The sequence below is a fragment of the Paenibacillus sp. TAB_01 genome, from assembly GCF_043945595.1.
GTDB lineage: Bacteria > Bacillota > Bacilli > Paenibacillales > NBRC-103111 > Paenibacillus_S.
The window spans coordinates 1,521,962-1,535,466 of record NZ_JBIFNP010000001.1 but is presented as its reverse complement, the minus strand read 5'-3'; the positions used below and the strand labels follow the sequence as shown (position 1 = coordinate 1,535,466).

Sequence of the window (13,505 nt, the reverse complement as noted above, 5' to 3'; positions counted from 1 at the left end):
TTCCGGGTCCGAGACCGCCGGACGGCCTTAGACCGGAGTCCTTTCTGCCAGCTTACGGTATTGTGTGGGCGTGACCCCCGTATACGATTTGAAGATGGAGCAGAAATATTTGTAATCGTTGTAGCCGACCTTCTCCGCAATTTCGAACACCCGGTCATGCGTCCCGCGCAGGATGCCTTTGGCATGCTCGATCCGCACCTCGTTTAAATATTCCGCAAAGCCTTTGCCGAAATGCTGATTAAATATAATGCTGAAATAGTTCGGCGTAATTTTGAGCCAGGCCGCCACCTCGGAAGCCTTAAGATCATGGCTGTGATGCGATTCGATATACTTCCTGACCCGCTCGATCGTCCAATGGTTCTTGCCTGCCACGGAGGAATGGATCAGCGAGAACAAGGACAGCAGCTCCCGCCGCATCAGCATTTCGAGCGACCGGTAGGAGTTGTAAACATGCGGGTCCGGTTCGCCGGACAGAGAGCTTTTCAAATCGCCGGACACATCGATCCCGCTTGTGCGCAGCCTCCGTTGAATGAGGATTTTCAGCTCCTTGATCCCCTGCGCGATATCCGCGGGAAGGTAGCCTCGCTCCTTCGATTGGGTCATGATCGCGCGCAGCACCGCCTCCAGCTCCTCCTCGGTGCCGTTAAACAGCAGGTTCACCAGCTGCTTCTCCAGCTCGACGGGAGCAAACATGCCGCGGGGCTTGGGCGGGACTACCGCCTCTCCGTAAAGGAGCACGCTCCGCTCTCCCTGGGCGATGCCAAGCTGTAAAGCGGCAACGGCCTCCTCGCCACGGGTATACGTCTCTTCCAGCGCCTGGAATACAGGCGAGACGCCGAAATAAAGCCGGTTCCCTGCCAGCGGCCCCTTCACTTCGCTCAGCGCCGCAAGCGGATCCTTGAGGCCGGCAGGCTCGAGCTCGACGCACAGGGTGATCAGCAGGTTCGGGTGATAAAAGAACGAAAAGGCTTCCTGACCGTCGCAGGCAAGGGCCTCCCGGACCTCCTGCTCCCATTGGCGCCTCGCCGCCTGGCGCTGCTCTTCTTCGGTCCGCTCAGCCCAGAGCGCATAGTCCTCCTGCTGGCTTGCGATCATGCGGAAACGCTGCCCTGCCGCCGGAACGAAGCCTTCGGGCAGATCGCCGTCCAGCAGGACTCCGCTGTTCTGCATGGACTGTTTTAACCAGCTCAGCCAGCTCTCGCGCTGCCGCTCCTTCCGTTGCTCCGCTTCGTGCGACAGCTCGTCCGCGATGCGCTTCACCATGCCCATCAATTCGTCGACATCGACCGGCTTGAGCAGATAATCCTCCACACCGATGCGGATCGCCTGCCGGGCATATTCAAAATCATCGTAGCCGCTCAAAATAATAATCCGGGTGTCCGGATATTGTTCTCTCAGCATTTTGGACAAGGCAAGGCCGTCCATGCCGTCCATATGAACGTCCGTCAGCACGAGGTCAACCGGCCCGCTGCCGATTGCCTCCAGCGCCTCCAGCCCGTCGTACGCTTCGCCCGCCACCTCCACGCCGATCTGATCCCAAGGGATCGTCTCCCGGATTCCTCTGCAAATGATAGGTTCATCGTCTACAATCAGCATTTTGATGGTCATATCGCTTCCTGTACCTCCTCTCGGTTCCTTGGAGCGGGAATGGTCAACCGGACGCATGCGCCGGCTTTATTGTACTCTGCCGGGAACTCGACACCGTAGCCGCTGCCGAAGGCAAGAGTGATCAGCTCGTTGATATTAAAGATCGCATGGCCGACCAGCCGCTCGTCGCTGTTCTTCTGGGACAGCGCTTGATGAATCGCGCGCAGCCGCTCTTCCGAGAAGCCGGTTCCCGTATCGATCACATCGATAACCAGCTCATTCGGAGCGGAGCGGTAGCAGCGTACCCGGATTTCCCCCTTTTGCCGGGGGAGAAAACCATGCTTGATGCTGTTCTCCACCAGCGGCTGAATCAGCCGCCGCGGCATCGCCGTATGCTCCAGCGAAGCATCCATAAATAAAGAGAACGACAGCTTGCTGCCCATCCGCTTCTGCTGCAGGTGGAGATACGAACGGACGAACTCCATCTCATCGGCCAAAGTGGTCGTCTGCTTGTCCCTGTTCATGCTCATCCGGAAAAAGCCGGACAACGCTTCGATCAGCTGGCTTGTTTCGGGCGCTTTCTCAAGCCTTGCCGTCCAGCGGATAATATCGAGCGTATTGTACAGAAAATGCGGGTTCATCTGGCTTTGCAGAAACCGGAGATCGGATTCCTTCTGGCGGATTTCCAGCTTGTACTTCTTGTCGATCAGATCCTTTATCGTCTGTACCATATTATTAAACTGCCGGCCCAAATCCCCGATTTCATCGCGGGAGCGGATCGCCACATGGGCGGAAAAGTCGCCGGTCTTCAACCGGTTCGTTTCTTTCCTCAGCTCCAGCATAGGGCGGATGATGGCGAGTTCAAAGCCGATCAGGGCGAACAGCCCGAAAATAAATACGATCAGGAACAACGCCTGCAGAGACACCTTCAGCGCGCTCGTCTTGGCGACGATCGCCTCGTCCTTGACCAGCGATACAATGTTCCAGCCGGTGGAGCGCATCCTTTTGCTGAATGCCAAATAATTTTTACCATCTATTTCCAGTTCCGATACGCTGCCTGTATTGGTCGAGCCAGGACCGCTTCAGCAATTCCTCGTTCGGGTAAGGATGTCCGATCAGCTGCTGGTTGCTGTCCAGCAGAACGGTGCCGTCGGGGCGGAGAATAAAAATCGATCCCTGCTCCTCCGGCACAGCTGAGGTCAGCAGCGTCGATATTTCCGATTCGTTCAGGCGGACAATGACCAGGCCCACCGTTTTCGTCAGATCATAAAAGGAATTGATGATGCGAAATAAGGAGATGACGCGTTTGGGACCTGTCCAGGAGCTGTCCAGCTGATACGAGTTTGACCAGACGATACCTCCCCGCTTCGCGTTCGCCTGATCAATCCACTGCTGCTCGGGCACCTTCGACCGGCTCGCCGAGCTGCATCGTGTTTCCGTTATTGCCCTTTAGCGTAATCGATTTAATATAGTTCTTCGACATCAGCTGGAAGGCGACGAAGCCTTCGATCGACTCCCGGTCGCTTTTCAGCTGATCAAGCGTTTCCGGCGTCTCCGGTATTTGCATGAAATCGCGAAAATCTTTTTGATAGATCATATAATCCGTTATATCGTCCACGGTCTTGATCTTTTCGTACAGGTTCATCTCAATCGTGTTCAGGTTCTTTTCCGTCGAATCGATGAACTGCTGCCGCAAAATAATTTCGTACCTGTTCAGAAACGCATACCCGACAAGCACGGAGGGAAGCGTGACCAATAGGACGAAGATCGCAACCGATTTTTTTCGCAAGCTGATGTGGATAGGTCGAAACAGATTCCATCTCATAACCGCAGCCCTCCTCCAACGGCCTCTCCGGGACTGAGCCGCCCCGGTGGATCCCGTTTTCTTCCTTCTATCATATAGGAAGGTTCCGCGGAGAGGCTACAGGAAATTTATTAGCCTTTTACCGCACCCGCTGTCATCCCCTGCACCAGCTGCTTCTCCAGCAAAAGGTAGAAAGCCAGCAGCGGCAGCAGCGCCATCGTGAGCGCAGCCATTTGCATCGTCTGAAACTTCGTCTCCGTCCCGGCGAAGTTCGCCAAGCCGAGCGGCAGCGTCTTCAGGCCGGTCTTGCTGATGAGCACCAGGGCAAACAGAAATTCATTCCAGTTGTAAATAAAGTTGATGATAACCACGGTAGCCAGCGCAGGACGCGTCATGGGCAAAATAATCGACCAGAAGATACGGTACGCGCCGCCCCCGTCAATAATCGCCGACTCTTCGATATCCTTCGGAAACGACTTCATGAAGCCGACCAGAATGAAGATGGTAATCGAGAGATGGAATGCGGTATAAGGCAGCACAAGCGATAAATGCGTGTTCAATAAACCCAGTTTCTTCATTAATATAAAGATCGGTACCAGGGTGGCGTGAATCGGAATCGTCATGCCGATCAAGAATAGGCCGTACACCCATTTGGACCCTTTGAAATCGAACCGGGATATAAAATAGGAAGCCAACGCCCCAAGGAATACGGTTAACAGGATGGCGGCGACCGTCACGAAGATGCTGTTCCAGAAATAGGTGCCGAGATGGGCTACCTTCCATGCCTTGGAGTAGTTGCTGAAGTCCCACTGCTTGGGCAGGCCCATCGGATTGATGGAAAACTCTTCTTCCGATTTGAAGGAGCTGCCGATCATCCACAGGATAGGAAGGATGTTAGCCAGACAGAGAATGGCAAGAAAAATGTGGAGTACCGATAATTTGATGCGCGATGTTTGCATAGTTCCTCCTCCGGCTTCTTATCGGCTGCGCCGTGTAATCAGATTGGCCGCATAAATGGCTATCAGGCTGAACAAAAGAATCAGCATGGAAACCGCGCTTCCGTACCCGAAATTCATGTTCTGGAAGGCATTGTTGTACATGTAAATCGTCATGACTTCGGTATTGTGCGCCGGGCCTCCGGCCGTCATAACATAGATAAGATCGAAGACGCGAAACGAGTTGCTGATTGCAAAAATCAGCGTGACCCAGATCGTTTCCTTCAGCATGGGGAGCGTCACGAACCAGAACCGCTTCAAGCCGGTCGCCCCGTCCATGACGGCGGCTTCTTTAATTTCCTCCGGAATATTTTGCAGGGCCGCCAGGAAAATCACCATATAGAAGCCGTAGTTTTGCCATATATACGTCAGGCTTACCGAGAACATGCCGAGCTTCGGACTTCCAAGCCAGTCCTGCTTCCAGGCGCCCAATCCGACCAGATCCAGCAGGCCGTTCAGCAGACCGGATTCGATTTTGAACACCATACCCCAAATGATGGACACGATAACCGCCGAGATGACGACAGGCAGAAACAACATCGACCGGTAACCCTTAATTCCTTTTAATGAACGGTTTAACAGCAGCGCGAAGAACAAGCCTATAGGCAGTTGGCCGAAAATACCGGTCGCCATCATGAACAGATTGTTTTGCACGCCTTTCCAGAAAACCGCATCCTTCAAGGTTGATAAATAATTGTCCAGTCCCGTAAACTTCATCGGGGAAAGTCCGTCCCAATTGAAGAAGGAATAGTAGAAGGACATGCCGATCGGCACAAGCGCGATTCCGATATAAATGATAAGGGCGGGCAGCATTCCGAAGAACACGGTTGATCCTGTCTTTTTTAGTGCATGCATGTGCAGCCTCCTTCCTCAGTTCAGTTAAATTTGCACGGCAAGCGATCGGGAGTTGGCTGCAATTTCATCCATTGCGACCTCGCGCCCCAGCGTATGGGACAAGTACATACCTTCACTGATCAAGAGCGTTGCCAGAGCTATCTCCGCCGTCGGCAGCAGCTCCACCCTCTCCTGCAGTGCGGCGACCCAATGATGCTGGGATGAATCGTAAGCGTCCTCGTTCGCCCGCATCCGGTGCCAGCGGATATCCATCCGGTTCAGATCGACGGTGCTGTTCAGATCGAGGTCCGCCACCGTCGTATGAAAGCTGAAGGAACCGGTCTGCTCGCCCGAATGATAAGACGGCAGCCGGATGCCTCCTTGGGAGCCGACAATGCTGCTGCCCTCAATCCCATCCAGATGAACGGCCCAAGCCTCGAAAATATCGAGCGTCACGCCGCCCTTGAAGGTGACGAAACCCAACGCAAGCTCTTCGACGTCGAATCCGCTCTCGTCCCGGCGCTGCAGGTCCATATCCATTTCCTGGATCATCCGTCCCGTCATCCGCTCGACCTCGGTGACGCCGAGAAGGTACAGCATTTGGGCGATATGATATACGCCCATATCTAGCAAAGCGCCGCCTCCGGCGCTGCTTTTTCTTGTGAAATGAACCGTGCCGAAGCCGTCCACATACGGCCGTCCCCGGCGGCGAAAGCCGTTCGAGCGCCCGTGGAAGATGCGGCCCAATTGACCGTCGTCGATCAGCGCCTTGGCTGCCTTCGTCTCTTTCTTGTACAAGGTATTCAGCTGGATGTGCAGCTTTCTTCCGGTTTCGCGGGCCGCCTCCAGCATCGATATTCCGTCCGCGTAGCTGCCGGCAAGCGGCTTCTCGCAGTACACATGCTTCCCGGCTCTAAGAGCTGCAATCGTCAGCGGAGCGTGAAAATTGTTGTGCAGGCATACATCGACCGCGTCGATATCGTCTCTGGCCAGCATGTCCTTATAATCCGTATATACATGCGGAATTCCGTATAGATCCGCTGCCTGCCGGGCTTCCTGCTCGTTAATATCGCACACGGCTACAACCTTGGCCCCGGGAATACCCGCATACTGCTGCAAATGCGCTTTTCCGATAATTCCGACTCCAATGACGCCGATTCGTATTGGCTGCATTTCATTGTCCTCCGTTTCCTTGCGCCGGATCGGGCGATCCGGCTTTGGCCAGAAGCCGCTTGGCAGAGGCTAAAGCCCACTCCAGTTCGATGTAGGGATGGGAGGGAGAGTTATACTCCACCGCCCAGTGCCCCCGGTATCCGTGTTCCATCAGCATCTGTATCTTATGAACCGTATCCTGCTCGGAATTCAATGTTTTGGCATCGAGATGCACATGGTTCACCCAAGGCGCCAGCAGCCGATCACCCTCCGAGGCCCCGTCCTGCCACCGGCCGATATGCAGCAGCACGCCATAGCCCGGATGATCGATCGCTTCGGCAAGCTTCTTCATCCACTGCGGGTTCAGCGAGATGCCGGTGTGGTTCTCCGGCCCAACCGTATACCCGTAATCGGCCGCACGCTGCGCATATTCCCGGTAACGCATGACCGTATACTCGAACTGCTCCTCGGACGGCTCCACCGGCCCCCGGCTCGTATCGATCCGAACCGTCCGCGCTCCGAACAGCTCGGCAGCGCGCAAATGATCGAGCGCATTCCGGTGCAGCTTCTCTCGGATATCCGGGTCGGGGCCCAAACCTGGGCCCGGTCTACCGCAAAATTCGCGACAGTCAGCTCCTTCTCATCCAGCGACTGCCTGATCTTCCGAAGAAGACGCTCCTCGGCGATAGGGTAGAACGGATGACTCCGGTCTGTGAAAAACCCGTTCCATAAATCCACAGCTCGAAGTCCATACCGGTATCTGGCTGTCTCCAGATATCCGAAAATATCCATTTCCCCCGCCTGAAGCAGCTGATAAAACGAAAACCCTCCGATAGAAACGTTCACTTTCCTAACCCCCCGCTAAGATCGGTTCCAGGCCTGCTTTATCCAGGCAGCCTATTTCTTGCTCTTATCCACAGCGTCCTGCAATTCTTTGGCAATCTGCTCCGGCGTCTTCTGCTTCGTAATGATCGCCTGAAGCCCGTTCTCCATCGCATCTTTCACGGCAGGCTGCATCACGCTGTCAAATACGAGCGCGGAGCCGTTTTGCGTAAGCTTCAGCATTTCCTTCAGGTACGGGCTGGTGTCCGCAGGCATGTCGACCTTGGCCGGAACCACGATGCCTTTGCTCATCAAGCTTTGATACAGCTCAGGCGCGTAGAAATATTTCAAAAACTTCAAGGCCGCTTCCTTCTTCGCACCGGTCAGCCCTTTGCTGAGCCCGATACCGTACTGAATGACGCCGGCGCTCTTGGTTGGGTCGCCTTTGCCGCCATCCACCGACGGGAAGAGTGCGATTCCGATATTTTCAGCTGCCGCCTTGTCCGTGTTGCCCGCTCTGAATTTCGTATCGATGGTCGAGCTGGTCATAGTAATGGCCGCTTTCTTCTGCAGGAAGTAATCCTGCTGCTGCACTTCGTCCATCGTATTGATATCTGCATTAAAAGCATCCAGCTTGACGAGATCGTTCACCACATTCAGCGATTTGATATAGTCCGGATCGGTAAACTTGGCTTCTCCTTTGGTCACCTTCGTCAGGAAATCACTGCCGGTAAACCGGTCTTCGACGGCGGACATGAAGGTCGACTGCATCGGCCATTTATTTTTGTTGCCGATCGCCAGCGGAGTGACGCCGGAATCCTTCAGCTTCTTCACGAGATCCAGAAAATCGGTGTACGTTTTCGGGAATTCGTTGTATCCGACTTTAGCCAGCATGTCCTTGTGATAATATATGATATCGACAAAGGTCATTTTGGTTGGGATCGCATACTGCTTGCCGTTCACATTAAACCCGGCCAGCGCTTGCGGGGGCAAAATATTTTTCCAGTTGTCCATAATCTCATCGATCGGCATCAGCACATCCGCAGCGATATACGGCTCCATTTCCACTCCCGGAAACAGGATGAACATATCCGGCATGCTGTTGCCCGCCGCTTCCGTACGAAGCTTGGTCCGGTATTGGGCCGAAGGAATGTCCTGGGCTTCAATCTTGATGTCCGGATTCTGCTCTTGGAATTTCTGAATCCGTTCTTTGTACAGCAGGTTGTCCGCGTTAGGGCTGGACCAGTTATACTCCATAGTCAGCGTAACAGGCTCTTTGGCACCGCTCGCCGGGCTGGCGCCCTGATCGGCCGTCGTCCCTCCGCATCCGGTTAAAGCAGCAGCCATCGCAGCAGAAGCAGTGATCAACATCGTGTGACGAATCGTTCTTTTCACTAGACCATTCCCCTTTTCAATGTGAATATTATTGACATTAAAACTGACAAGGTAATTATACCTCTGATTGTATCCGCTTAACCATCCCATAGAAATACTATAATGTTTAAATTTTTAATCTCAGATCACTTTTTTGGACATTTTTCGATTTTTATGTCACTTTATATAACATACAAGTAAGCGCATTCAATAAAAACCTATGATTCTCTGCTTCATGTCAGCTATAAGCGCAGCAGCTCAAAAGAAAAACCCTGCGATCCGTCCGATCGCAGGGTTTAAGCCTGTTTTTATGACAGAAAAGATGCCGCCATACAAGGTTGGAATGCGGAACTGCAGCAAATCCAGCCCTGCCGTCTGCGTTACCAGACCGCAATATGTCCGTCGGCCCGTGGCTCCGTGCCTCCGGCCAATACGCCTGTTACCGGGTCCCGCCAAATAATTTGACCGCGACCGAACATGCCGGAGTCGAGCGCTCGCTGCACGATATGGCCTTTACGTGCGAGCGCCTGCGCCAGATGATCGGGGAACTGGGGCTCGACCTCGATCATCTTCTCCCTAAGCCAGCGCCATCTCGGCGCATCGAGCGCCGCCTGCGGATTCAGCCCGAAATCGATGGCGTTCATCACCACCTGCACATGCGCCTGCGGCTGGATCGAACCGCACATGACGCCGAAGCAGCCGACCGGCTGGCCGTCCTTTGTAATAAAGCCCGGAATGATCGTATGATACGTCTTCTTGCGCGGGGCCAGCACGTTAGGGTGGGCCGGGTCCAGTGAGAAGCCCAATCCCCGGTTCTGCATGCAAATGCCTGTTCCGGGAATGACGATGCCGGAGCCGAAATCGCCGGAATGGCTCTGGATGAAGGACACCATGTTGCCTTCCCCATCCGCTGCCGCAAGATAGACCGTTCCGCCCTTAGGCGGCTCTCCGGGCGCCGGCAGCAGCGCCTCGTCGCCGATCAGCTCACGGCGCTGCGCAGCATAAGCGTCGGACAGCAGGGCCTCCACCGATACCTCCATGTAGTCCGGATCGGTAATATACCGCAGGCCGTCCGCGTAAGCCAGCTTGACCGCCTCGATCTGCTTATGCAGCGTTTCCGGCGTATCCTTGGCATCGAATGCCATGCCCTTCAGCATGTTAAGCGCCATCAGCGCGATGAGTCCTTGGCCGTTCGGCGGCATTTCCCAAATGTCGTATCCCCGGTAATTGACGCCGATCGGCTTCATCCATTCCGGACGGTAGGCGGCCAGATCCTCCTGGGTCAAATAGCCGCCTTGCTCTTTGAAGTAAGCGCCGATCCGTTCCGCCAGCTCCCCCCGGTAGAAGGATTCCGCATTCGTCTCGGCAATGGACCGAAGCGTCTGCGCATGTCCGGGAGAACGCCACAGCTCGCCGCTGAGGCCACTGAAGAACTTACGTTTTTTCGGTGAGTCCAGGCGTTAGGCGAAAAAAAATGCGGCACCTGTTCCGATTTTCTCGGAGGGTACCGCATTTTTCATAGGGCTTTACGCTATTTTTTAGTCAGCCAGTTTCAATATCCGCTTTAAGTTTACTGCGAATATGGCCATAGCTCCTTGTATCTGCATGCCTAACAGACCCGAGGACGTGGCTACGTCGTACCCGTGCCGGTGCTTAAGTTCGCTGTTTTTGGCCTCGATCTTGTACCGTTCTTTCGCCTTCTCTTTGAAATACTCCGTTTCCTGGAATGCCATCTGCTCGGCGTGCTCCCCGGATTTAATGCTCACCGAGTACGTTTTACTTTTAGAGCCCTCCTTGTAGCATCCTTCTTTGAAGGGGCATCGTTTGCATAGCTCCACATCGAAATAGTAAGTGTCCTTTTGGTTTTTGCTGATTCCCTTTTTTCCTGTCCGCGCTTTCCGAATCGCCATATGGCCTGCCTTGCATACATACATGCCTGCATCTTTATTGAATTCGAATTCATCTTCCTTTTTGCGCATACCCTGGGTGATTTGTGGGTTAAGCCGGGAGACGAGTTCAATCTGATTTTCCTTGCTGTATGCGATGTTTTCTTTTTCCGAATAGGCCATATCGCCAATTACCGTCTTTACATCCATGCCCGCAGCCTTGCTTTTCTCGATGAGCGATTGCAACTGCTTGCCATCGTTCTTCTCTCCGGTCGTTACAATTGCCGCCGTAATGATTCGTTCCTCACTCATGGCAATATGCGTCTTATAGCCAAAAAACGAGGAATCTGCACTCTTGTGGCCGACGCGCGCATCCTGATCTTGCGAGATGCGCAGTTGTTCTATGTCATCCTCGACGGTCTCTTTTAGCAGATTCAACGGTTCTGTAATCTTAGGCAGTTGGGCGATACCAAGCCCGGTTTCGGTAACCTTGATGAGCTTCTGGCAATAGTCGATCTCGGCCTCGAGCGTATCCACGGCGTTCTTGGCAGGTAGCTTCCCCTTCAGCGATTCGTCGATAGAGTAGATGGCTTTTCGCAATTTGCGGGAACGGTCGCTGTAAAATCTCCCTCGGTGATTTCTGGTTATAACGAGCTTTTGTATGCGTCGCGTCCACGATGATGGAGGTGCTCGTTAAAATCCCTTGCGCAGTAGCTAGTTCAACTGTCTTGCCGATGAGCAGATCCAGCAGATCCATGTTTTTTAACCGCAACTTGCGGAACTTCGTAAGGGAGCTCGGGTCGATGACGGCTTCTTCCGGAGCCATCTGAAGGAAGTATTTAAAAGACATATCGTACCGGGAGCGCTCGACCAGATCCACGTCCGACACCTCGAAAATAGCTTTCAGAAGCAGATATTTAAACATCCGCAACGGATCGATGGCGTTACGGCCGTTGTCCAAACAGTAGTTAGCTTTCAATTCGTCGTAGACGAAGGAGAAGTCAACCAGCTCATTTATCTGGCGTAGCATGTTGTCTTTCGGCACGATGAGGTCATATAGCGCTGTGTATGGGCTTAATGCAAAAGAAAGTTGAGGCTGGAACATGGTCTTCACCCTTCCGACGTATTACTTTAAAGTATACAAGAAAAAAGGCACAGCGCCCTCAAAATATTGAGAGTCTGTACCTTTTCATTAATGGACTTTTTCAGTGGCCTCCTCGCCGCTGCGGGGAGTCTTCCCGCCCGGAGCAAACAGCTCCGCCCAGGGCGCGAACAGCTCCGGCGGATTCTGCTGCCCGATATTGTCCTGGCCCAGCTTCCAGTAGGCGCTGATCGTCGGCGATACGGGAAAGCCGTGCTCCGCGTAGTGAATCGCAGGAGCCAGCACCTCGCTCAAAGGCAGACGCCCGAACCGCTCCGACAGCGCCGCCCAGGAAGCGGGCGTTCCCGGCACCGTAACCGGGAGCAGGCCGTAGGTCGGCATCTTCGTATGGCCCTCCGCCAATACTTTGTCGAGCGAAATCGAGGCGGGCGATGGACCGCTCGCATTCAAGCCGTGAAGCTCCCCCTGCGTCCATACCAGGGCAAACGTATCTCCGCCGATGGAGTTGGAATTCGGCTCGACAACCGTCAAGCAGGCCGCCGTTGCGATGGCGGCATCGATCGCGTTCCCTCCCCGCTTGAGCATTTCCAGCCCGGCTTCGGCCGCAAGCGGCTGCGTCGTAGATACCATTCCTTTGGCGGCATAAGCGACCATGCGCCTCGAGGAGTAAGGATAATACAATGCGTCGTAGTGCATCATGACCTGCATCTTCTCCCTCTTTTCATATCGTGAACCGGTCATCCGGTAAAGGGGCCGACCGATTTGAAACACATTATGGACGCTATCCGTTCCCCGTGTCAACCATCAACGGGAAAGCAGCCATCCGTGTCTCTCCGCTCAGCAGATGTTGAAATCCGCTCCGGCTGCGCAGCAATCGGGAGCCGCTCCGGTTCACAGCAGCTGGAGAAGGATACCCCACCGGAGGATCATACAAACTCACGTTTTCTAGATATGCTTACAGGCTTATCCCCTGAATTGAAACCGCTTTATAAAGATTCACAAAAAATTCAAAATTAACAAAATTAGATGACGTTTTGTCTTTATTTAAACTAATTGATCCGAATGGGGGGTTCCACGAATAGGAGAGCAACATTTCACAATTTACCTTGTGTTATAACTATCGTGTACTTATTTGAACACAAGAGGAGACGAAAACCATGATCAGATTAGAGGGTAAAGTTGCTTTGGTTACAGGAGCAAGCCGGGGGATCGGACGTGCCATTGCGATGCGTTTAGCACAAGAAGGAGCCTTAGTGGCCGTTCATTATGGCACGAACCGGGATGCTGCAGAAGAGGTAGTCCAAAATATTGAGCACAATGGAGGCACTGCATTCACGATTGGTACGAAGCTCGGATCTTTAGAAAGCATACACACCCTTTATAAGACATTGGATGAACTATTGAAAGAGCGTACAGGCGATACTCACTTCGATATCCTAGTGAACAACGCAGGAATCGCCCTAGTGGCCCCAATCGAAGATACGACGGAAGAGGCATACGAAGAAATGATGAAAATAAATGTAAAAATGCCATTTTTCCTGACTCAACAAGCTTTACCGCGTTTACGAGACGAAGGCCGAATTATTAACTTGTCGTCCTCTATCACAAGAATTTCCCTGCCTGCTATTCCTGCTTACAGTATGAGCAAGGGGGCAATCAACTCACTAACCCTTGCTTTATCCAACCAGCTCGGCTCCCGTGGAATTACGATCAATGCCATCCAGCCCGGATTTATTGCCACGGATATGAATGCCGCCATGCTGCAAGATCCTGCCTCACAAAAATATGGCGCCGATTTTTCTATCTTCGGACGATGGGGACAGCCGGAGGATGTCGCGGACATAGCTGCTTTTCTAGCTTCTTCCGACAGCCGTTGGGTAACCGGACAATGGATCGATGCGAGTGGAGGCTCTCATTTGTAAATCCGGAAACACTTAGTGCGGATTTCG

At 53.5% G+C, this 13,505-nt stretch carries 11 protein-coding genes and 3 pseudogenes; 2 read left to right on the top strand and 12 right to left on the bottom strand.

Going from position 1 to position 13,505, the window contains the following annotated elements:
- Positions 1 to 27 precede the first annotated feature (27 nt).
- The 12 genes and pseudogenes from ACHHV8_RS07360 to ACHHV8_RS07305 all read right to left on the bottom strand — a co-directional run.
- The gene (locus tag ACHHV8_RS07360; protein WP_395157698.1) at positions 28 to 1,608 is read right to left on the bottom strand and encodes a response regulator; all 1,581 of its coding nucleotides are present in this window, start codon (positions 1,606 to 1,608) and stop codon (positions 28 to 30) included.
- The gene (locus ACHHV8_RS07355; protein ID WP_395157697.1) at positions 1,605 to 2,606 is read right to left on the bottom strand and encodes a sensor histidine kinase; all 1,002 of its coding nucleotides are present in this window, start codon (positions 2,604 to 2,606) and stop codon (positions 1,605 to 1,607) included. Before ACHHV8_RS07355 ends, ACHHV8_RS07360 begins: the two co-directional genes overlap by 4 nt.
- A 7-nt stretch (positions 2,607 to 2,613) precedes the next feature.
- Positions 2,614 to 2,991 (bottom strand): hypothetical protein, encoded by a 378-nt coding sequence (locus tag ACHHV8_RS07350; RefSeq protein ID WP_395157696.1) that lies wholly within the window; start codon positions 2,989 to 2,991, stop codon positions 2,614 to 2,616.
- Positions 2,969 to 3,412, bottom strand: coding sequence for a hypothetical protein (locus tag ACHHV8_RS07345; RefSeq protein ID WP_395157695.1), 444 nt, complete (start codon positions 3,410 to 3,412; stop codon positions 2,969 to 2,971). The genes ACHHV8_RS07350 and ACHHV8_RS07345 overlap by 23 nt, the downstream gene beginning before the upstream one ends.
- A 110-nt stretch (positions 3,413 to 3,522) precedes the next feature.
- Positions 3,523 to 4,350 carry a carbohydrate ABC transporter permease gene (locus tag ACHHV8_RS07340; protein WP_395157694.1) on the bottom strand — a complete coding sequence of 276 codons (828 nt, stop codon included), beginning with the start codon at positions 4,348 to 4,350 and terminating at the stop codon, positions 3,523 to 3,525.
- An 18-nt stretch (positions 4,351 to 4,368) separates the two neighbouring features.
- A complete protein-coding gene (locus tag ACHHV8_RS07335; protein WP_395157693.1) occupies positions 4,369 to 5,241 on the bottom strand; it encodes a carbohydrate ABC transporter permease in 873 nt (290 codons plus the stop codon).
- Positions 5,242 to 5,265: 24 nt separating this feature from the next.
- Positions 5,266 to 6,393, bottom strand: coding sequence for a Gfo/Idh/MocA family protein (locus ACHHV8_RS07330; protein ID WP_395157692.1), 1,128 nt, complete (start codon positions 6,391 to 6,393; stop codon positions 5,266 to 5,268).
- 1 nt (position 6,394) lies between these two features.
- Complete coding sequence (locus ACHHV8_RS07325; protein WP_395157691.1) at positions 6,395 to 6,967, bottom strand: sugar phosphate isomerase/epimerase family protein; 573 nt, start codon at positions 6,965 to 6,967, stop codon at positions 6,395 to 6,397.
- A gap of 302 nt (positions 6,968 to 7,269) precedes the next feature.
- Complete coding sequence (locus ACHHV8_RS07320) at positions 7,270 to 8,589, bottom strand: extracellular solute-binding protein (RefSeq protein WP_395157690.1); 1,320 nt, start codon at positions 8,587 to 8,589, stop codon at positions 7,270 to 7,272.
- A 359-nt stretch (positions 8,590 to 8,948) separates the two neighbouring features.
- Positions 8,949 to 9,986: pseudogene (locus ACHHV8_RS07315) on the bottom strand (gamma-glutamyltransferase family protein); the annotation flags it as partial.
- A gap of 120 nt (positions 9,987 to 10,106) precedes the next feature.
- Positions 10,107 to 11,559, bottom strand: a pseudogene (locus ACHHV8_RS07310) (IS1182 family transposase).
- Positions 11,560 to 11,670: 111 nt separating this feature from the next.
- Positions 11,671 to 12,255 (bottom strand): annotated as a pseudogene (locus ACHHV8_RS07305) (gamma-glutamyltransferase); the annotation flags it as partial.
- A 63-nt stretch (positions 12,256 to 12,318) separates the two neighbouring features.
- On the opposite strand from ACHHV8_RS07305, the gene ACHHV8_RS07300 reads away from it, so the two are divergent.
- Together ACHHV8_RS07300 and ACHHV8_RS07295 are read left to right on the top strand one after the other, a co-directional pair.
- Entirely contained in the window at positions 12,319 to 12,573 is a 255-nt protein-coding gene (locus ACHHV8_RS07300; RefSeq protein WP_395157689.1) for a hypothetical protein, read from the top strand.
- Between the two features lie 140 nt (positions 12,574 to 12,713).
- Positions 12,714 to 13,478, top strand: a complete 765-nt coding sequence (locus ACHHV8_RS07295; protein WP_395157688.1) for an SDR family oxidoreductase — start codon at positions 12,714 to 12,716, stop codon at positions 13,476 to 13,478.
- Positions 13,479 to 13,505: the final 27 nt, after the last annotated feature.